Below are 17,464 nucleotides of genomic sequence, written 5' to 3' on the forward strand. Positions count from 1 at the left end.
CTGCCTTTCCGTCCTGCTGTCAGTTGCCTTGCGTCCGGGAACGAAGCTCCCGACGGAGGATCTTCCCACTGGCCGTCTTCGGCAAGTCCGGCAGGATCTCCACCTGGCGCGGGTATTTGTAAGCGGCCAGTCTCTCCTTGCAGTAGACGGCGAGTGCATCCGGGTCCGTGTCGGCGTCCGGACGCAGGCTGATGTACGCCTTGACGGTCTCCCCGCGATACCCGTCCGGCACGCCCACGACGGCGGCCTCGCGCACCGCCGGGTGCGTGTAGAGCACGTCCTCGACCTCGCGCGGCCACACCTTGAAGCCGGACGCGTTGATCATGTCCTTCTTGCGGTCGACGACGTACAGCCAGCCCTGCTCGTCCATGAAGCCGATGTCACCGGTGCGCAGTTCGCCGCCGGGGAACGTCTCGGCGGTGGCGTCGGGGCGCCGCCAGTAGCCGGGCACGACCTGCGGGCCGCGGACGACGATCTCGCCCTGCTCGCCGAAGGGGACTTCCGCGCCGGCCTCGTCGACGATCCGTACGACCGTGTCGGGGCCGGGCAGGCCGACCGCGAGGGTCCCGGAGACCGGGTCGACGGGCGCCTCCAGACCGGGCGGCACGGAGGCGCAGGGCGCGGTGCACTCGGTCAGTCCGTAGCCGTTGCGAATGTACGGCCCGAAGCCCGCCCGGAACTTCTCCACCAGCGCGGGCGGCAGCGGGGCGCCGCCGGAGGAGATCACCCGGAAGGAGGAGAAGTGGTCGCGGGTGACGGACGGGTGCGCGGCCAGCGCCATGAACGCCGTGGACGGGCCGACGGTGTAGTGCGGGCGGTGCTCGGCGAACGCGTCGAGGACCACTCCCGCCTCGAAGCGGTAGGCCAGCACGAGCGTGCCCGCGCTGCTCAGGCAGGCACCGAGCTGGCAGACCATGCCGGTGATGTGGAACAGCGGCGCCAGCGCGAAGTAGACGGGCCGCTCGGGCAGCCCCAGGCCGGTCCGCTGCCGCTCGGCGTTGTACATGATGTTGCCGTGCGTGTTGGTGGCGCCCTTGGGGGTGCCGCTGGTACCGGACGTGTAGCTGATCAGCGCGATGCCGGAAGGGTCGGGGTCCCGGTCCCCTGGCGCCTTGTGCCCGGCCCGCGCCACGGTCGCCAGGTCGTCGGTGTCCGGGGCCTGCGGCCGCTCGAAGGTCAGCACGCGCGCGTCGTCCCGTGTCTGGAAGTCCAGCTCGCAGCCGGTGAGCACGATCCGCACGGGCGAGTCCGCCGCGGTCTCGCGCAGATACGACTCCCACGCCCGGTCCGAGCAGATCAGCGCGGCGACCTCGCCGTCGCGCAGGACGTGGGACACCTCGCCCGACTTGTACATCGGGTTGACGGGTACGACGACCGCGCCCGCCTTCCAGGCGCCCAGCACGGCGAGCACGAAATGCGGGGAGTTCTGGAGCAGTACCGCGACCCGGTCGCCGCGCTCCAGGCCGCGCGCCGCGAGATGCCCGGCGACGGAGTCGCTGAGCTCGTCGACGTCCCGGTAGGTCAGGCGGCCGTCGAAGTAGGCCAGGAAGTCGCTGTCCGGCGTCTCGGCCACGGCCCGGCGCAGGGCGTGCACGAGGGAGCCGGCGGGGCTTATCACGCCCTTCTGGGCGTCGTTCAGCAGGTCCAGCCAGGGTTTGGCCGCGTAACGGGACTCGGTCACCGGTTCTCCTCCCACTGCTGCTGGATGCGGTTCATGCCGGTCAGCCAGCGGTCGGGGTCACCGGTCCGGGCCTGGGAGTACGCGGCGACCTCGGGGTGCGGAAGGATCAGGAAGCGGTCCTCCTCGATGCCCTTCAGCAGGGCGTCCGCCACGGCCTCCGGCTCGATCGCGGTCGGCTGGAGCACCAGGTCGCCCGCGCTGCCGGTGGCGGCCAGCATGTCGGTGCGCACGCCCTGCGGGCAGATGGCGTGGACCTTCACGCCCCGGTGCCGGTACGTCAGCGACAGCCACTCGGCGAAGGCGAGCGCGCCGTGCTTGGTGACGGCGTAGGGGGCGGCGCCGATCATGGTGAGCAGCCCGGCGGCGGAGACGGTGGAGACGAACCGGCCGCTGCCCCGCTCCAGCCAGGCGGGCAGCAGCTCGTGAGCGGCCCGGACGTGCGCCATGACGTTCACGTCCCAGGAGGTCGCCCAGGCCTTTTCGTCCAGTGCCTGACCGGCATCGACGCCGTCGAAGGCGACACCGGCGTTGGCGCAGTACACGTCGACGGTCCCGTCGAGCGCGTCCCGGGCCTCGCCGACGATCGCCGAGGCGTCACCGGGCACGGCGACACCCCCGACCTCGTCCGCAACGTGCTTGGCCCGCTCGGCGTCCAGGTCGTTGACGACGACCCGGGCCCCCTCGGCGGCGAAGCGCCGGGCGAGTGCGGCCCCGATCCCGCCACCGGCCCCCGTGACAACGACTCCGGCCCCTTGAAAGGCTCCCACCATCGGTCTCCTCAGAACGCGGCTCAGCAACAGCGCCAGACTAACCGGTCGGTATGTACCAGGGAAGGGTGCCGGGCAGCGCCCCTGAAGGGGCGCGGGGCTGAACCGATGTGCGGCTCCGCCGCGTGGGCGCGACAAGCCACAGGCGGCCCGCAGCCTCCCCACAGCCCGCGGGAGCGCATACCGTGCCCATGCCGACCGTCCCCGCCCAAGGAGGTCACCTCATGCGCCCTTCCAGACGAGCCGTCATCACGGCGGCCACGGCGGCAGCCGTTTCAGCCGCCCCCGGGACCGCCGCAGCCCAGCCGCACAGACAACTCCGCACCGGCTTCGAACGACTCGCCCACGACGGCTACGCCCTGCTCGACGGCCAGAAGGCCGGCATCGTCACCAACCCCACCGGCATCACCCGCGAGGTCCGCCACATCGTCGACGTCATGCACGCCGACACCCGAGTGGATTTAAAGGCCGTCTTCGGCCCTGAGCACGGCTTCCGCGGCACCGCCCAGGCCGGCGGCTCCGAGGGCCGCTACGACGACCCGGCGACCGGCCTGCCCGTCTACGACACGTACCTCAAGAGCGGACGGCCGCTCGCCGACATCTTCACCGCGTCCGGCGTGGACACGGTCGTGTTCGACATCCAGGACGCCGGCGCCCGCTTCTACACGTACATCTGGACCCTGTACGACTGCATGGAGGCCGCGCAGCTCGCCGGCAAGCGGTTCGTGGTCCTGGACCGGCCCAATCCGGTGACCGGCCGGGCGGCCCTCGGGCCCGTCCTGCACAAGGAGTTCGCCACGTTCGTCGGACGGCAGCCCATCTCCCAGGCGCACGGGATGACCGTCGCCGAACTGGCGCGGTTGTTCAACGGGGAGTTCCTGACCGAGCCCGTACCGCTGGAGACCGTCACGATGTCGGGCTGGAAGCGCTCGGACTTCTACGACGCCTCGGGGCTGCCCTGGGTGCCGCCGAGCCCGAACATGCCGACGCCTCAGACGGCCCTGGTCTACTCGGGGACCTGCCTGTTCGAGGGCACGAACCTGTCGGAGGGGCGCGGCACGACCCGGCCGTTCGAGCTGCTCGGCGCCGAGGGCATCGACCGCCGCTGGGCCGCCGCAGCGAACGGACTCGGCCTGCCCGGCGTGCGCTTCCGGGAGGCGTACTTCGCGCCCACCTTCTCGAAGTTCCAGGGCAGGACGATCGGCGGCGTACAGGTCCATGTGCACGACCGGGACGCCTTCGATCCCGTACGGACGGGCGTCGCCCTGCTCGTGACCGCCCGGAAGGTGTGGGACGGGTTCGCCTGGCGCCCCGACCACTGGATCGACAAACTCACCGGCTCCGCGCGCGTGCGCACGATGATCGACGCGGGCGCGGACACCGACGAGGTCGTGGCGGGGTGGCAGGAGGAGCTGGCGGCGTTCCGGAGGACGCGGCGGAAGTACCTCCTCTACCGCTGAGCGCGGCAGCGCGCTCCCAATGCGCCCGTGACGTATGGCCAAGCTCCCCCGTTGGCAGGACGATGCGCCACAACGCGCGCGTCACCCGGGGGAACAGGGGGCCTGTCATGGCGGATCCGGCGATGAGTGTGAGTCCCTACTGGGAGCTGACCTTCGACGCGGACGGGGACCCGGCGGGCCGTCAGCGCGACCGGCTGCTCGCCGGGGTGACCGAACGGAAGGTGCGCGACCTGGTCGTCTTCGCGCACGGCTGGAACAACGACCGCTCGGGCGCGACCCGGCTCTACGACCGCTTCCTCGCGCCGATTCCGCGGCTGGCCCCGGCGGCCCGGATCGGGTACGTCGGGGTGCTGTGGCCGGCGATGCGGTTCTCCGACGAACCGATCCCGGACTTCCCGCGGGCCGTGGCGGCCGAGCTCCCCCGGCGCCCGGTGCTCGACAAGGACACGCGGCACGCGCTGCTGGAGTCCTTCCCGGGCCGGGCGATCCTGGTCGAGCAGATCGCCCGGCTGCTGGAGCAGCAGCCGCCGGAGGAGGCCGAACTGGAGGAGTTCGGGCGGCTGGTGCGGCTGCTCGTGGAGGTGGTGGCGCCCGGGCCGCAGGCGCTGTTCGCGGCGGACACGGTGGCGGAGGGCGTGCCGCAGAGCGAGCCGGAGATGCTGGCCGGCTCCTCGGCGGCGGCCTGCGAGGAGTTCGCGCGGGTGCTGGCGGAACTCGACGCGTCCGGCGCGCGACAGGGGTTCGGCCTGCCCAATCCCTGGGAGGGGGCGCACGAGCTGCTGCGGCAGGCGACGTACTACGCGATGAAACGGCGTGCGGGAACCGTCGGCGAGCGCGGGCTCGGCCGGGTCGTCGGACAGCTCGCTAAGGCGGCGCCGGAGGTGCGCGTACACCTCGTGGGGCACAGTTTCGGCGCGCGGCTGGTGTCGTTCGCGCTGCGCGGCCTCCCCGAGGGCGTGCGCACGGTGAAGTCGGTGACGCTGCTCCAAGGCGCGTTCTCGCACTACGCGTTCGCCGCCCGGCTGCCGCACGACGCGCGCGCCGGAGGGGTGCTCCAGGGACAGCAGAACCGCGTCGACGGTCCTGTGGTGTGCTGCCACTCCCGGCACGACTCGGCCCTGGGCACCGTGTATCCGCTGGCCTCCCGCATGGCGGGCGACAGCCGGTCGGTCGCCGGCCTCGGCCTGGGGCGGGCCCTGGGCGCCAAGTGGGGTGCGATGGGCTACGACGGGGTGCAGGCGGTGCCGGGCACGCGCGCGTACACCCTCGCCGAGGCCCTGCGGGCGAAGCTGTCCGGCTCGGGGTGCGTGAATGTGGACGCGGCTGCGGTGGTCAGACGCGGTGGCCCGCCCGCCGGCGCGCACAGCGACATCCTGCACGAGGAACTGGCCCGGCTGGTGCTGGCGGCGGGCCGCGTCCGCTGACCCGCCGCCTGCCCCCGGGTCACCGGTGTGAGGTGAACTCCACGACCTGCTGGTAGGTCGGCCGGTTCTGCCAGCTGATCTTGCCGTGCTTGATGCCGCCGAGGGTGCGGTGGATGACCGAGTCGGCGCACCACTGGTCGCCCGCCGAGCACTGGTCGTCGCCGGGGTAGACCTGGGCCGCGGTCTTGCCGGCCGCCTCCTTCAGGGTGCTGACGAGGGTGTCACGGCAGGCGCCGAGGTCTCCACCGCCGCAGTACTCGCGGGCCAGCGGCCCGCGCACCTGCTCGCCGAGCACGGACCGGATGTCCTTGTCGACGTAGCTCCACCAGCCGTACTGGAAGGAGCTTCCGGCGTGCGATCCGGTCGGGCCGTGCGCGGCCGACGGGGACTCGTCGACGGGCAGATTGGCCGTCATGGCTTTGTAGAGCTCGCTGCCGAGGCCCGGTTCGAACTCGGCCTTGACCAGCAGCGGCCACCAGGCGTCCAGGATGCGGATCGCGTCGGCGTCGGCGTACTTCTTGGAACCGGCCGAGGTCTCCGTGCGCTTGCCGCCCGCGGCGACCCACGCCTGGAGCTTGCCGACGGCGGCCGCGGCGGTGGGGTCGGTGACCGGCGAACTGTTCACGACCTTCAGCAGTTTGGGCAGCACGTCCTCCGCCCGCAGGTCGGCCGTGGCCGCGTCGGCCATGGCCTTCACGAGCGAGGCCCGGGTCACCCCGCCCTGCTGGACCAGCTTCTTCACCCGGTCCTCGAGGAGGTTGCCGCGGTGGACGGAGCCGTTGCCCCAGGGCGCGGTCGTGTAGTCCTTGGCCTGCTTGTTGTTCCAGGAGATGTAGTAGTCCTGGTCGATGGAGTGGGGGTGGGCGGAGGGCGGGGTGTAGTCGGCCGTGTTGGTCGCCGGGTCCCAGCCGCGCCACTCGTACGCCGGCCGGGCCCACACCGGGAACTCGGCGTCGACGCCGTTCGCGCGCACCGGGTTGTCGCCGCTGTTGTAGTACGCGGTGTGCTCGGAGTCGGCGTAGAACCAGTTGAAGGTGTAGTTGATGTGCTGCACCGCCTTCTGGAACGACTCCGGACCCTTCACGTAGTCCGGGTCGTTCAGCATCTGGAAGCCGATGATGGAGTCGGCCTCGTGCATGAAGGACGAGCGCAGGGTGGTGTAGGCGACCTTCTTGCCGCCGACGGTGGCGCGGTACTCGACGGGTCCGTACTTCGTGCGCCACACGCGCATGGTGTACGAGCCGGCCGCGGTGCCGTCGGCGACCGTCGGCTTCCAGGCGTTCTTCTGCTCGATCTTCTCCATCGGCGTGCAGGTGCCGCGGTACAGGTAGTGGTGGTCGTCCTTGCAGAGTTCGACGGCGTACGTGTCGATGATGTCCTGGCCGGAGGTCGTCGCGCTCCACGAGTAGTCCTGGCCGCGGCCGAGTTCGACGTACATGCTCAGGCCCGCGAAGGAGGCGCCGCGGGCGCTGATGCCCGGGCCCTGGAGCTCCTGGAGGAGCAGCAACTGGGGCGCGAAGTAGCCGGTCTGCGGGCCGAACACGGCGACCGGGTGGCCGCTGGCGGTGTGCTCGCCGCTGACCACGAGGGCGTTGGACATGCCGCGCTTGGCGGACGACAGGGCCGACTTGGCCGCCTCGCCGGACGCGCCGGTGGCACTGGCCGTGGCGGCGCTGCCGGTGCGGTCGTGGACGAGGGGCTCCGGCTTCACCGAACCGGCGTCCGGCACGGCCGTGCCCTGTGGGTCGTCCGGCCTGGTCGCGTACGGGAAGCTGCCGTCGTGGACGGTGAGGACGGCCTCCGGGTCGTTGCGCTCGCGGAAGGACTCCCAGACCTTGGTGCCTTCCGCCACGCCGTACTTCTCCTGGGCGGCGAGCAGGGAGAGCGCGTTGTTGACCTCGCCGCCCCCGCCGGAGCCGAACAGCGCGCCGATGACGGATCCCAGCGCCACCATGTCGGTGATCTTGAAGTGCTCGATCTTCCCGGCGTTGGTGACTGAGTCCTTGTGCCCGGTGAGGACGTATTCACCGGGGAAGTACCTGCCGCTGTCGGAGGCGTCGATGTAGGCGTTGATGCCGTCGAGGTAGGCGTCGGCGTCGGCGAGGGCCTGCTTGCCGCGCTCGCCGTTGGTGGCGACGGCGTTGTCGATCTGCGCCTGGAGATCGGCCTCGGTGTAGGGCGCGTGCCGCCAGAACTGTTGTTCCAGGCCCTGGTTGGAGGGCGCGCCGCCCGCGAAGGAGGTCACCTGACCACGTCCGACGTGCCGGAAGACGTCCATCAGCCACAGCCGGTCCTGGGCGGCGGCGTAGCCCGCCCCGAACTCCGTGCCGTACCGGGTGGTGCCGGTGATGTGCGGCACACCTGTCTTCTTGTCCCGGACGATCGTCACGTCGTCGCGTCCGGCGGGTTTGAGGGTGGAGGCGACCTGGTCCGCCGGAACCCCGAACGACGCGTCGTTGAAAAAGTTGTTGATCTTGTCGTTGGTGAGCCCGGTGTATCCCTTGGCGAGGTTGGCATAGGGCCCGAGCTGGTCCCCGGCGTGCTCGGGCTGGGTGCCGAAAGCCTGGTTCAGGAGGACCTGGGCCAGGGTGGCGTTGCCGTTCTGGCCGGGCGGGAGGATGTCCGAACACTGGTTGCCGCAGTGGTCGTTCGCCGCCGCCGTGCCCTGCACGGTCCCCGTCTCCGAGGCGGCCGCCTGTGACAGCGGCGACAAAAGACCCGCGATCAGCGCGCATACCGATGCGGTCTTCAGGAACCCGGGGATTCCGCGGGGAGTTCTCATTCTGTCGAGAACGGTGCGTGGGTTACGCCGTGGCATGTGGGGGGCTCCTCCCGACGGGGGTGGGCGGGATGTTACCGCCGGTAGCCCCGGGATTGAAGATGAACAGGCGTCACTTTTTGGAGTCAGCACAACAGGCACACGGACCACGGCAGTCGACTCGGGGCCTCGTCGGACCGCTTATGGAGGCCATTTGAAATCGGATGGAGCCGATTCGCTTGTCGATACGTCTATTCGGCGACGTCCTTACGACGACGCCGAAGTGACCGGATTAGGTGCAGGTGTGACGGAGGTGCAGGACGATGGCCGGTTTCCGGAGTCTGGCGAGACAGGTCCGCGATCCGCGGTGCGATCTGGCACTGCGGCGTTATTCGCTGCGCAAGTGCCTTGAGAGGTTCGCCCCTTACGGGCACAGGGCGACCTGGGACCACCTGTGTTCCCGGGCCGGGTTCGGTCCCGAGGACCGGTCCCCCGATCCGGTGCGGCTCGTGGCCGCACTGGACGAACTGGAGGAGGCGCGGGCGGTCTGGCTGGCCTACGAGGTCGAGTTCGCCGAGCGCCGCAAGAAGGAGAAGCACGACGGACTGCGCCGGCCGGGCAGTGTGGACGACTGGCACCGGCTGACCTGGGGCGGTTTCGGCGTGGCGTGGTGCGACGATCCGGCGGTCCATCCCCGTGAACCGCTGGCCGAGGTGCTGCGCCGGCTGATCGCCGCGCTGGAGCGCGAACCGGGCTCTACGTGCCCGGTGTGCGGCGGGGAGCAACTCGCCTGGAAGTACGACCTGGACCACGAGCCCTCGGCGGGTCCGGTCTGCACGGACTGCGGAATTCTCGTACCGCGTCCGGTGCTCACGCCCGAAGCCCTGACGGACGCCAGGCGGGCGAGGCTGTTGGTGTCGGCTTGACGAATGCGGGTGCGCGGGGGGTGCGCCGGGGATGCCGCACCCCCACTGTCACTGGGTGCTGACACCATCGTCGACATGGTGCAGGTGTGTCTGAACGGTCCGCGGACCGCCGCCGACGGCACGGCGGTGCCGCTGACGCCCGAGTCCATGGCCGACTCCGCCGCCGACGCCGTCGCGGCCGGGGCCACGGACATCCATGTCCATCCCAAGACGCCGTGCGGGCGGGACACGTTGTCGCCGAAGGTGCTCGCGGAGACGCTGTCGGCGATGCGCTCGCGGGTGCGGGTGCCGGTGGGGGTGACGACGGGGGCGTGGGCCGAGCCGGATCCCGCGGCCCGGCTGGAGCGGATACGGAGCTGGACCGTCCTGCCCGACCATGCCTCGGTCAACTGGCATGAGCCCGGTGCGGAGGAGGTCGCCGGCCTGCTCCTGGAACGCGGAGTGGCTGTGGAGGCGGGCATCTGGTCCGGGACGGACGGTGCGGAGCGGTTCGCCGCCTCGCCGCTGGGGCCGAAGGTGCTGCGGGTCTTGGCCGAGGTGACGGACACGGACCCTTCCAGTGCGGTGGCTTCCGCGCGGGGGTTGTTGGCGGACCTCGGTGCCGCGCAGGGGCGTCCTGTGCTGCTGCACGGGGAGGACGGGGGTGCGTGGCCCGTGCTGCGGCTCGCGGGCGAGCTGGGGTTGGCGACGCGGGTCGGGGTGGAGGATGTACTGATCCTGCCGGGTGGGAGGCGGGCCGGGTCCAACGCGGAGTTGGTCGCGGCCGGGTTGGTGGAGTACGAGGCGGGTCGGCGTGGTTGCTGAGGCTGGGCTGGGTCGTTGCGCAGCCCGGCGGAGCGGGGTGCCGCCGACGGCTGCTGAGGCCGGGGCGTTGCGCAGCTCGGCGCGACGAGGTGCCGCTGCGCCCACCCGTGCCGCCCCAAGCGGCACGACTGCCCGCAGCTAGGGCGGCCTGCGGCAGCTCAGGCGAGACGCGCCCGCAGCCGCCGACGGCGAGAAGGGGACGTGTCGGGGGGTGTCCGCCCGCAGCGGTTGGCGCGTCAACGGACAGTTAGTTGGTTCGCAAGCCCATCGCGCCGTTCCGAGGACGGACACCCCCCGGCGCGGCCCCGACCCACCACCGGCGAGCAGGCGCTACGCGCACCCCCACCGAAGCAGCCACAGGCCGCCGCAGGCACCCCGCCCCAATCACCGGAGGCACACGCGCTACCCGCGCCCCCTGTCCACCAGCAGCCGTGAGCCCGCGCGGCGTTCGCCGAAGGCGTCGCCCGCATTGGACAGGACGCAGGTGTCGAGGGAGAGGCAGCCGCAGCCGATGCAGTCGGTGAGGTGGTCGCGGAGGCGGTTCAGCTGCTTGATGCGTTCGTCCAGTTCCGAGCGCCAGGCCTCCGACAGGCGCGCCCAGTCCTCCCGGGTCGGCGTCCGCTCCTCGGGAAGCTCCGCCAGCGCCTCCCGGATCGTCGCCAGCGGGATGCCGACCCGTTGGGCGGCCCGGATGAAGGCGACCCTGCGCAGCGTGTCCCGCGCGTAGCGGCGCTGGTTGCCGGTGGTCCGGCGACTGCTGATCAGGCCTTTGGACTCGTAGAAATGCAGGGCGGAAACGGCGGCCCCGCTGCGCGCCGCCAGCTGGCCGACCGTGAGCTCGTGGATCTTCTCTGAAATCTGGGGCACCCCTCGAACCCTACCCAGTCCGTTGACACGGCCCCCGCAGCCGACCATGCTAAGCAGTCGCTTAGAGATTCAAGCGCACGCAGACTTCCTGACGCGAGAGGCCGGGACATGGCACAGCCGAGGATCTTCACGTCCGTCGACGACCTGAAGTCGGCGGTGGGCGAGCAACTGGGGTACACCGACTGGCTCGACATCGACCAGAAGCGGATCGACCTCTTCGCGGAGGCCACCGGCGATCACCAGTGGATTCACGTCGACCCGGAGAAGGCCGCCGCGGGCCCCTTCGGCACCACCATCGCCCACGGCTATCTCACCCTGTCGCTGCTCCCCCTCTTCGGGCCGCAGCTGATCTCCGTCGAGGGCGTGAAGATGGGCGTCAACTACGGGACGAACAAGGTCCGTTTCCCCTCGCCCGTCCCCGTCGGCTCCCGGCTCCGCGCCACCGCGACCATCAGCGCCGTCGACGACGTGCCCGGCGGCGCCCAGGTGACCGTCGCCTTCACCGTGGAGCGCGAGGGCGGCGACAAGCCCGTCTGCGTCGCCGAGTCCGTCTCCCGCTACTACTTCTGACCCCGGCGGGTCACTTCGCCCCGTCCCCCACCATCCGCAGCACGAGGTCGGCGTACAGCGCGCCGACCTCGTCCGGCGTCCAGGGCCCGTTCACGTTGAACCACCGGGACACGTCGATGCAGAGCGAGAGAACAGCCAGGGTCGTGCCCTTCACGTCGAGCACGTCGAACTCACCGGCCGCGACGCCGTCCTCGATGATCCCCCGCACCTCGGCGTCGCACTGCCGCCGCAGCGCGAGGATCTCGTCGCGGGCGTCCGGACCGAGCGAGTCCAGCTCGTACTGGACGACCCGCGCGGTGGTGCGTCCGCCGGCGTGCCAGCGGACGAAGGAGCTGACCGCCCCGGCCAGGCGCTCGCGGGCGGTACCCTCCCGCCGTGACGCCGTCCGCAGGATCTCCAGGGCCTTCTCGTGCCCGATCCTGCTGATGCGGTGCAGCAGCTCTTCCTTGGTCTTGTAGTGGATGTAGAGCGCGGCCGGGCTCATCCCGGCGCGACCCGCGATGTCCCGGGTCGTCGTGGCGTGGTACCCGCGCTCGGCGAAGGCCTCCACCGCGGCGATCAGCAGCCGTCGCGCCGCGTCGGGCGTGACCTCGCCCCACGCCTGCGTCTCGCCGCCGGCCGTCTCCTCCGCCGTACTCATCACACGCCCCTCTCCACCGACAGGGACAACACCATACCGCCGAAGGTGAGCGAGCGCTTAGCGAGACCGCCGGGTGCGCCCGCTCAGTGCTTCTCGTAGGGGCTGTACGTGGGCGCCGCCCCCGCCGTCCCCGCCGTCCCGGCCGGCCCCTCCTGCCGGTCCCGGATCACCTTGGCGAGGGTGAAGGAGGAGGTGACCAGGTACAGGACGGCGATGGCGAGGAAGCCCCGCACCCAGGCGTCGGCGCTCAGCTGGTAGATGCCGATCGCGGTGGCCGCCATGGCTACGGCGAAGGAGGCGACGGCCTGGCCGTAGAAGGCGGCGGTGTTCTGCTTGCTGCCCGGTGTGTCACTCATGGGGGCAAGCTTCGGCGGACGTGGCCCGCGCCACATCCGCTGAAGTACTCAGGGGCGTACTCAGAACGCCGAAACCCCCGTCAGCGCACGCCCGATGACCAGCTTCTGGATCTGGCTCGTGCCCTCGTAGAGGGTCATCACGCGGGCGTCCCGCAGCAGCTTGCCCGCGGGGTACTCGTCGATGTAGCCGTAGCCGCCGAACACCTGGAGCGCGTTGTTGGCGGCGCGGACGGCCGCCTCCGAGGCGAACAGCTTGGCCTTGGACGACTCGACGGCGAACGGCCGGCCGCGGTCGATCAGGTCGGCGACCCGCCAGGTCAGCAGCCGGGCGGCGTCGACGTCCACGGCGATGTCGCTGATCAGCTCCTGGACCAGCTGGTGACGGGCGATCGTCTTCCCGAACTGCTCGCGCTCGCCCGCGTACCGCACGGCCGCGTCCAGCGCGGCCTGGGCTATGCCGACGCAGCCGGCGGCGACCGACATCCGGCCCTTGGCGAGGGCGGACATGGCGACCGAGAAGCCCTTGCCCTCCTCCCCCAGCAGCGCCGAGGCGGGTACCCGCACGTCCTCCAGCACGATCTCGGCCGTGGCCTGGCCGCGCAGCCCCAGCTTCCCGTGGATCGTGCGGCGCGTCAGGCCGGGCGTGTCCGTGGGGACCAGGAAGGCGGAGACGCCCTTGTGACCGGGGGCGTCGGTGGAGCGGGCGAAGAGCAGGACGACGTCGGCCCAGGTGCCGTTGGTGATGAACATCTTGGTGCCGTTGATGACGTAGTCGTCGCCGTCCCGCACCGCCCGCGTCACCAGGTTGCCCGCGTCGGAGCCCGTGCCCGGCTCGGTCAGGCCGAAGCAGCCGACCGACTCACCGGACGTGAGCCCGGGCAGCCACCGCCGCTTCTGCTCCTCGCTCCCCCAGGCGGCGACGGTCTTCGCGACGAGCCCCAGCGAGACGGAGACGATCCCGCGCACGGACGAGTCGCCCCGGCCGAGTTCCTCCGTGACCAGGCAGTACGCGAGGTGGTCGCCGCCCGAGCCGCCGTACTCCTCGTCGATCGTCAGCCCCAGGAAGCCGACCTCGCCGAGCTTCTTGACGATCCCGCGGTCGACCTCCTCGGCGCGGTCCCAGGCGATGGCGTTCGGGGCGATCTCGCGCTCGACGAAGTCCCGGGCGAGCTGCCGGACGGCGGTCTGCTCCTCGCTGAACTCCAGGTTCACCACAAGCCACTCCACTCGAAGGCCCTTTGAAAGCCGTACATTTAAATTAGCACTGCTAGTTTCCATCGGCAGCCCTACTATGTGCGCCATGGCCCGACCGCGCAAGCCCCTGCTGAGCACCGACCGGATCGTCGAGACGGCCCGCGCGCTCGTGGACGCGGAGGGCCTCGCGGCCGTCTCCACCCGCCGGCTCGCCGCCGAACTCGGGGTCAGCGGGCCCTCGCTCTACAACCACTTCCGCACCAAGGACGAGATCCTGGAGGCGGTCGCCGACTCGGTGAGCGGCCAGGTGGACCTGTCGATGTTCCAGGACGGCCGGGACTGGCGGACCGCGCTGCACGACTGGGCCGTCTCCTACCGGGCCGCGCTGCGCGACCACCCGAACATCGTCCCGGTGCTGGCCCGCGGCCCCGGCCGCCGCCCGGCCGGGCTGCGGCTCGCGGACGCCGTCTACGGCGCGATGGTCGAGGCGGGCTGGCCGCCGGCGCAGGCCACGTCCATCGGCGCGCTGATGCGCTACTTCGTGATGGGCTCCGCGCTCGGCTCCTTCGCCGGGGGCTTCGTGGACGACGCGAGCGCCTACGACCCCGCCGACTACCCCCATCTCCAGCAGGCCCACCGCCTCGCCGAGCACCAGGAGAAGATCGACGAGCGGGCCTTCGAGACCGGGCTGACGGCCCTGCTGGACGGGCTGGCCCGGCAGTACGAGCAGGTGCGGCGCACCGCGTAGCGACACTTCGGCCTCAGCCGAAGGGTTCGTGTTCCATGCTGGGGACATGACGACGAGGGACCCGCAGGCCACGGCTCTGGCCCGGTTCGCCGCGCTGTTCGCGGACGAGACCCGGGCCGCGTGTCTGCTGGCGCTGCTCGACGGGCGGGCCTGGACCGCGGGCGAGCTGGCGCGGCACGCGGGTGTCGCCGCGTCGACGCTGAGCGAGCACCTCGGCAGGCTCGTCGCGGGCGGGCTGCTCGCCGAGGAGCGGCAGGGCCGGCACCGGTACGTCCGGCTGGCCGACGCGCGGGTCGCGCAGCTGGTGGAGGACCTGGCGGCACAGGTCGCACCGGACAGTGCCCTACGGCCGCGGAACCTGCGGGAGGCCGGCGCCGGTTCGGCGATGGCCCGGGGCCGCACCTGCTACGACCATCTCGCCGGGCGGCTCGGCATCGCGGTCACGGACGCGCTGACGGCGCGCGGGCTGCTGCAACAGGAGACCGGGTTCGCGCTCACCGACGCCGGGCTGGCGTGGTTCGAGTCGGCCGGTATCGGCCTCGACCGGCGTGGCCGGCGCCCCCTGGCCCGGGCCTGTCTCGACTGGACCGAACGCCGTCCCCATCTCGCGGGCGTCGCGGGCGCTGCCCTGTGCCGGCACGCCCTGGAGACGGGATGGTGCGTGCGTATCGGCTCCGAGCGGGCCGTGAAGGTGACGGCGGCCGGTGAGCGGGCCCTGTCCGAGTTGCTGGGCGTGGAGGCCGCGGCGCTGCACTGACCCGAGCCTCATCGAACGAGCCCACGCTCTTATGGGCCGCTGAAGCCCCTGTCCGAAATTCGCGAGCGTCCGTCCCCTTACCCCTCCTAGCCTCGGGATCATGATGAACCACACCCCTCCCCGCCCCGCCCGCCGGGCCGAGCTGCTGGCCGCCGGCGCGGCCGCGGTGACCGTCGTGCTGTGGGCGTCCGCCTTCGTCTCGATCCGCAGCGCCGGGGAGGCGTACTCGCCGGGCGCGCTCGCGCTCGGGCGGCTGCTGGCCGGGTCGCTGACGCTCGGGGTGATCTGTCTGCTGCGGCGGGAGGGGTGGCCGCCGCGCTCGGCCTGGCGCGGGATCGCCATATCGGGCCTGCTGTGGTTCGGCGTCTACATGATCGTCCTCAACTGGGGCGAGCAGCAGGTCGACGCGGGTACGGCCGCCCTGGTGGTGAACACCGGACCGATCCTCATCGCGCTGCTCGGTGCCCGGCTGCTCGGTGATCCGATGCCGCCGCGGCTGCTGGCGGGGATGGCGGTGTCGTTCGCCGGTGCGGTGACCGTGGGTCTGTCGATGTCCGGCGAGGGCGGTTCCTCGGTGCTCGGGGTGGTGCTGTGTCTGCTGGCGGCGGTCACGTACGCCGCCGGTGTCGTCGCCCAGAAGCCGGCGCTGGGTACGGCCAGTCCGTTGCAGGTGACGACGTTCGGCTGCCTGATCGGCGCGGTGGTCTGTCTGCCGTTCGCGGGGCAGCTCGTCCAGGAGGCCGCCGAGGCGCCGGCCTCCGCGACGGTCAACATGGTGTACCTGGGCGTCTTCCCGACCGCCCTGGCCTTCACGACGTGGGCGTACGCACTGTCCCGGACGACCGCGAGCCGGATGGGCGCGACCACGTACGCGGCGCCCGCGCTGGTCGTCCTGATGTCCTGGCTGTTCCTCGGCGAGGTGCCGGGGCTGCTCACCCTGGTCGGGGGTGTGCTGTGCCTGGCGGGTGTCGCGGTGTCCCGGTCGCGGTCGCGGGCGGCGGCTCGGGCCGGGGATCCGGGAGCGGCTCCGGAGCCCCGGCCCGAGCGCACCGGGGGCTCAGCCCGCTGACTCGGCTTCCGCCCTGGCCTCGGGCGCGGCTTCCGGTTCCGCCGGACGCGCCCGGTCCGCGAGGACCTTGATCGACACCAGGGCGATCACCGAGAGCGCGATGATGTAGCCGGACACCGCCATCGAGGTGCCCGTCGCCTCCAGCAGCAGCACCATGACGAAGGGGGCGAGGCCGCCGCCCGCGACGGCCGCGATCTGGTAGCCGAGGGAGGCGCCGGTGTAGCGCATCTCGGGCGTGAACAACTCGGCGAACAGGGCGGCCTGCGGGCCGTACATGATGCTCAGGAAGCAGCTGGCGACGAAGGTGCCGACCGCGAGCCACAGCAGCGAGCCGGTGTCGATCAGGAGGAAGAGCGGTACGGCCCACAGGGCGATGCCGGCGGCCCCGAAGGCGTAGATCCGGATGCGGCCGACGCGGTCGGAGAGGGCGGCGGCGGCCGGGATCAGCACGAGCTGGGTGAGGCTGACGCAGAGCGAGACCATGAGCACCGGGCCCTTCTCCATGTCCAGCTCGCGGGTCGTGTAGTCGAGGACGCCGGTGATGAGGATGTAGAAGGTCGCGGTGTTCACGGCGAAGGAGCCGCCGGCGAGGAGGACCGTGCCGAGGTGGCCGCGCAGGATCGTGCGCAGCGGCGAGCTCTGCTCGGTCTTCTCCTGCTCGGCGAGGGCGCGTTCGGCCTCCTTGAACGCCGGGGTCTCCTCGACGCGGGTGTGGATGTACCAGGCGAGGCCGAGCACGAGCAGGCCGACCAGGAACGGCACGCGCCAGCCCCAGGCCGCGAACGCCGAGTCGGTGGTGAGGGCGCCGGCGGCCAGGAAGACCGTGTTGGCGGTCACCACGCCGATGGGGACGCCGAGCTGGACCACGCTGCCGTAGACGCCGCGCTTGCCCTCCGGGGCGTACTCGGTGGCCAGGAGCATCGCGCCGCCCCACTGGGCGCCGACGGCGACGCCCTGCGCGATGCGGAGCAGGACGAGCAGGATCGGGGCGGCGACGCCGATCGTGTCGTACGTCGGCAGCAGGCCGATGCCGGTGGTGGCCACGCCCATCAGCGTGAGCGCGAGGACCAGCATCGGCTTGCGGCCGCGCTTGTCACCGAGGTGGCCGGCGACGATGCCGCCGAGGGGGCGGGCGAGGAAGCCGACGGCGAACGTGGCGAAGGAGGCCATGACGCCGGCGGTGGGGCTGCCGGCGGGGAAGTAGAGGTCGCCGAGGACGAGGGCGGCGGCGATACCGAAGACGAAGTAGTCGTACCACTCGACGGCCGAGGCGAGGGCCGCGGCGGTGGCTACGCGGCGGCGGTTGCCCACGGCGGGCGCGGTGGAGGCGGGCGGCTGAGCGGAAGGGGCCGTGTCCATGTGGTGCACGCTCCGGTGGGTGCGGGGACGGAACCGGGGGGTGGCTCGGATTCCGGGGAACGTACTGACCGGACGGTATGTACG

16 protein-coding genes are annotated in these 17,464 nt (G+C 71.7%); 8 read left to right on the plus strand and 8 right to left on the minus strand.

The features are described 5' to 3' along the window. Positions 1 to 19: 19 nt before the first annotated feature. Both ACZ3I3_RS37275 and ACZ3I3_RS37280 read right to left on the minus strand, forming a co-directional pair. Entirely contained in the window at positions 20 to 1,681 is a 1,662-nt protein-coding gene (locus ACZ3I3_RS37275; protein WP_467372214.1) for a class I adenylate-forming enzyme family protein, read from the minus strand. Beyond that, positions 1,678 to 2,451, minus strand: a complete 774-nt coding sequence (locus ACZ3I3_RS37280) for an SDR family oxidoreductase (protein WP_467372215.1) — start codon at positions 2,449 to 2,451, stop codon at positions 1,678 to 1,680. Before ACZ3I3_RS37280 ends, ACZ3I3_RS37275 begins: the two co-directional genes overlap by 4 nt. Positions 2,452 to 2,672: 221 nt before the next feature. Between ACZ3I3_RS37280 and ACZ3I3_RS37285 the strand changes: the two genes are divergently transcribed. Next, complete coding sequence (locus ACZ3I3_RS37285; RefSeq protein WP_467372216.1) at positions 2,673 to 3,908, plus strand: exo-beta-N-acetylmuramidase NamZ family protein; 1,236 nt, start codon at positions 2,673 to 2,675, stop codon at positions 3,906 to 3,908. A 107-nt stretch (positions 3,909 to 4,015) separates the two neighbouring features. Next, positions 4,016 to 5,332: a serine-threonine protein kinase gene (locus tag ACZ3I3_RS37290; protein ID WP_467372217.1), complete on the plus strand. Its 1,317-nt coding sequence runs from the start codon at positions 4,016 to 4,018 to the stop codon at positions 5,330 to 5,332. A gap of 19 nt (positions 5,333 to 5,351) precedes the next feature. Here ACZ3I3_RS37290 and ACZ3I3_RS37295 read toward each other — a convergent pair whose 3' ends face one another. Next, positions 5,352 to 8,150, minus strand: a complete 2,799-nt coding sequence (locus ACZ3I3_RS37295) for a penicillin acylase family protein (RefSeq protein WP_467372218.1) — start codon at positions 8,148 to 8,150, stop codon at positions 5,352 to 5,354. A 263-nt stretch (positions 8,151 to 8,413) separates the two neighbouring features. Here ACZ3I3_RS37295 and ACZ3I3_RS37300 point away from each other — a divergent pair, with 263 nt between their 5' ends. Then, complete coding sequence (locus ACZ3I3_RS37300; protein ID WP_467372219.1) at positions 8,414 to 9,016, plus strand: hypothetical protein; 603 nt, start codon at positions 8,414 to 8,416, stop codon at positions 9,014 to 9,016. A gap of 75 nt (positions 9,017 to 9,091) precedes the next feature. Continuing rightward, positions 9,092 to 9,820 carry a 3-keto-5-aminohexanoate cleavage protein gene (locus ACZ3I3_RS37305; RefSeq protein WP_467372220.1) on the plus strand — a complete coding sequence of 243 codons (729 nt, stop codon included), beginning with the start codon at positions 9,092 to 9,094 and terminating at the stop codon, positions 9,818 to 9,820. A gap of 402 nt (positions 9,821 to 10,222) precedes the next feature. Here the strand turns inward: ACZ3I3_RS37305 and soxR are convergent, their stop codons facing one another. Continuing rightward, positions 10,223 to 10,687 carry a redox-sensitive transcriptional activator SoxR gene (gene soxR, locus ACZ3I3_RS37310; protein WP_467372221.1) on the minus strand — a complete coding sequence of 155 codons (465 nt, stop codon included), beginning with the start codon at positions 10,685 to 10,687 and terminating at the stop codon, positions 10,223 to 10,225. A 108-nt stretch (positions 10,688 to 10,795) separates the two neighbouring features. Here soxR and ACZ3I3_RS37315 point away from each other — a divergent pair, with 108 nt between their 5' ends. Further along, on the plus strand, positions 10,796 to 11,257 hold the full coding sequence (locus ACZ3I3_RS37315; RefSeq protein WP_356926772.1) for a MaoC family dehydratase: 462 nt from the start codon (positions 10,796 to 10,798) through the stop codon (positions 11,255 to 11,257). A 10-nt stretch (positions 11,258 to 11,267) separates the two neighbouring features. On the opposite strand, the gene ACZ3I3_RS37320 is transcribed toward ACZ3I3_RS37315, so the two are convergent. The 3 genes from ACZ3I3_RS37320 to ACZ3I3_RS37330 all read right to left on the minus strand — a co-directional run bounded on the left by ACZ3I3_RS37320 (position 11,268) and on the right by ACZ3I3_RS37330 (position 13,465). Then, positions 11,268 to 11,897 carry a TetR/AcrR family transcriptional regulator gene (locus ACZ3I3_RS37320; RefSeq protein ID WP_467372222.1) on the minus strand — a complete coding sequence of 210 codons (630 nt, stop codon included), beginning with the start codon at positions 11,895 to 11,897 and terminating at the stop codon, positions 11,268 to 11,270. 83 nt (positions 11,898 to 11,980) lie between these two features. Further along, on the minus strand, positions 11,981 to 12,253 hold the full coding sequence (locus ACZ3I3_RS37325) for a YiaA/YiaB family inner membrane protein (protein ID WP_467372223.1): 273 nt from the start codon (positions 12,251 to 12,253) through the stop codon (positions 11,981 to 11,983). Between the two features lie 60 nt (positions 12,254 to 12,313). After that, positions 12,314 to 13,465, minus strand: a complete 1,152-nt coding sequence (locus tag ACZ3I3_RS37330) for an acyl-CoA dehydrogenase family protein (RefSeq protein WP_467372269.1) — start codon at positions 13,463 to 13,465, stop codon at positions 12,314 to 12,316. A gap of 88 nt (positions 13,466 to 13,553) precedes the next feature. On the opposite strand from ACZ3I3_RS37330, the gene ACZ3I3_RS37335 reads away from it, so the two are divergent. The 3 genes from ACZ3I3_RS37335 to ACZ3I3_RS37345 all read left to right on the plus strand — a co-directional run bounded on the left by ACZ3I3_RS37335 (position 13,554) and on the right by ACZ3I3_RS37345 (position 16,021). Beyond that, on the plus strand, positions 13,554 to 14,195 hold the full coding sequence (locus tag ACZ3I3_RS37335; protein ID WP_467372224.1) for a TetR/AcrR family transcriptional regulator: 642 nt from the start codon (positions 13,554 to 13,556) through the stop codon (positions 14,193 to 14,195). 46 nt (positions 14,196 to 14,241) lie between these two features. Beyond that, positions 14,242 to 14,952: an ArsR/SmtB family transcription factor gene (locus tag ACZ3I3_RS37340; RefSeq protein ID WP_467372225.1), complete on the plus strand. Its 711-nt coding sequence runs from the start codon at positions 14,242 to 14,244 to the stop codon at positions 14,950 to 14,952. Positions 14,953 to 15,052: 100 nt separating this feature from the next. Next, positions 15,053 to 16,021: a DMT family transporter gene (locus ACZ3I3_RS37345; RefSeq protein ID WP_467372226.1), complete on the plus strand. Its 969-nt coding sequence runs from the start codon at positions 15,053 to 15,055 to the stop codon at positions 16,019 to 16,021. Here the strand turns inward: ACZ3I3_RS37345 and ACZ3I3_RS37350 are convergent. Beyond that, positions 16,010 to 17,380: an MFS transporter gene (locus tag ACZ3I3_RS37350; protein WP_467372227.1), complete on the minus strand. Its 1,371-nt coding sequence runs from the start codon at positions 17,378 to 17,380 to the stop codon at positions 16,010 to 16,012. The two genes, ACZ3I3_RS37345 and ACZ3I3_RS37350, sit on opposite strands and share 12 nt — an antisense overlap. Between the last annotated feature and the right edge of the window lie 84 nt (positions 17,381 to 17,464).

Source organism: Streptomyces sp. NPDC016851, from assembly GCF_055562795.1.

Coding starts and splice junctions, on each gene's coding strand:
- ACZ3I3_RS37290 (WP_467372217.1), top strand. CDS start 4,016: ATGGCGGATCCGGCGATGAGTGTGAGTCCCTACTGGGAGCTGACCTTC.
- ACZ3I3_RS37305 (WP_467372220.1), top strand. CDS start 9,092: ATGGTGCAGGTGTGTCTGAACGGTCCGCGGACCGCCGCCGACGGCACG.
- ACZ3I3_RS37340 (WP_467372225.1), top strand. CDS start 14,242: ATGACGACGAGGGACCCGCAGGCCACGGCTCTGGCCCGGTTCGCCGCG.
- ACZ3I3_RS37280 (WP_467372215.1), bottom strand. CDS start 2,451: ATGGTGGGAGCCTTTCAAGGGGCCGGAGTCGTTGTCACGGGGGCCGGT.
- ACZ3I3_RS37300 (WP_467372219.1), top strand. CDS start 8,414: ATGGCCGGTTTCCGGAGTCTGGCGAGACAGGTCCGCGATCCGCGGTGC.
- ACZ3I3_RS37315 (WP_356926772.1), top strand. CDS start 10,796: ATGGCACAGCCGAGGATCTTCACGTCCGTCGACGACCTGAAGTCGGCG.
- ACZ3I3_RS37285 (WP_467372216.1), top strand. CDS start 2,673: ATGCGCCCTTCCAGACGAGCCGTCATCACGGCGGCCACGGCGGCAGCC.
- ACZ3I3_RS37335 (WP_467372224.1), top strand. CDS start 13,554: ATGGCCCGACCGCGCAAGCCCCTGCTGAGCACCGACCGGATCGTCGAG.
- ACZ3I3_RS37350 (WP_467372227.1), bottom strand. CDS start 17,380: ATGGACACGGCCCCTTCCGCTCAGCCGCCCGCCTCCACCGCGCCCGCC.
- ACZ3I3_RS37325 (WP_467372223.1), bottom strand. CDS start 12,253: ATGAGTGACACACCGGGCAGCAAGCAGAACACCGCCGCCTTCTACGGC.
- ACZ3I3_RS37295 (WP_467372218.1), bottom strand. CDS start 8,150: ATGCCACGGCGTAACCCACGCACCGTTCTCGACAGAATGAGAACTCCC.
- ACZ3I3_RS37320 (WP_467372222.1), bottom strand. CDS start 11,897: ATGAGTACGGCGGAGGAGACGGCCGGCGGCGAGACGCAGGCGTGGGGC.
- ACZ3I3_RS37345 (WP_467372226.1), top strand. CDS start 15,053: ATGATGAACCACACCCCTCCCCGCCCCGCCCGCCGGGCCGAGCTGCTG.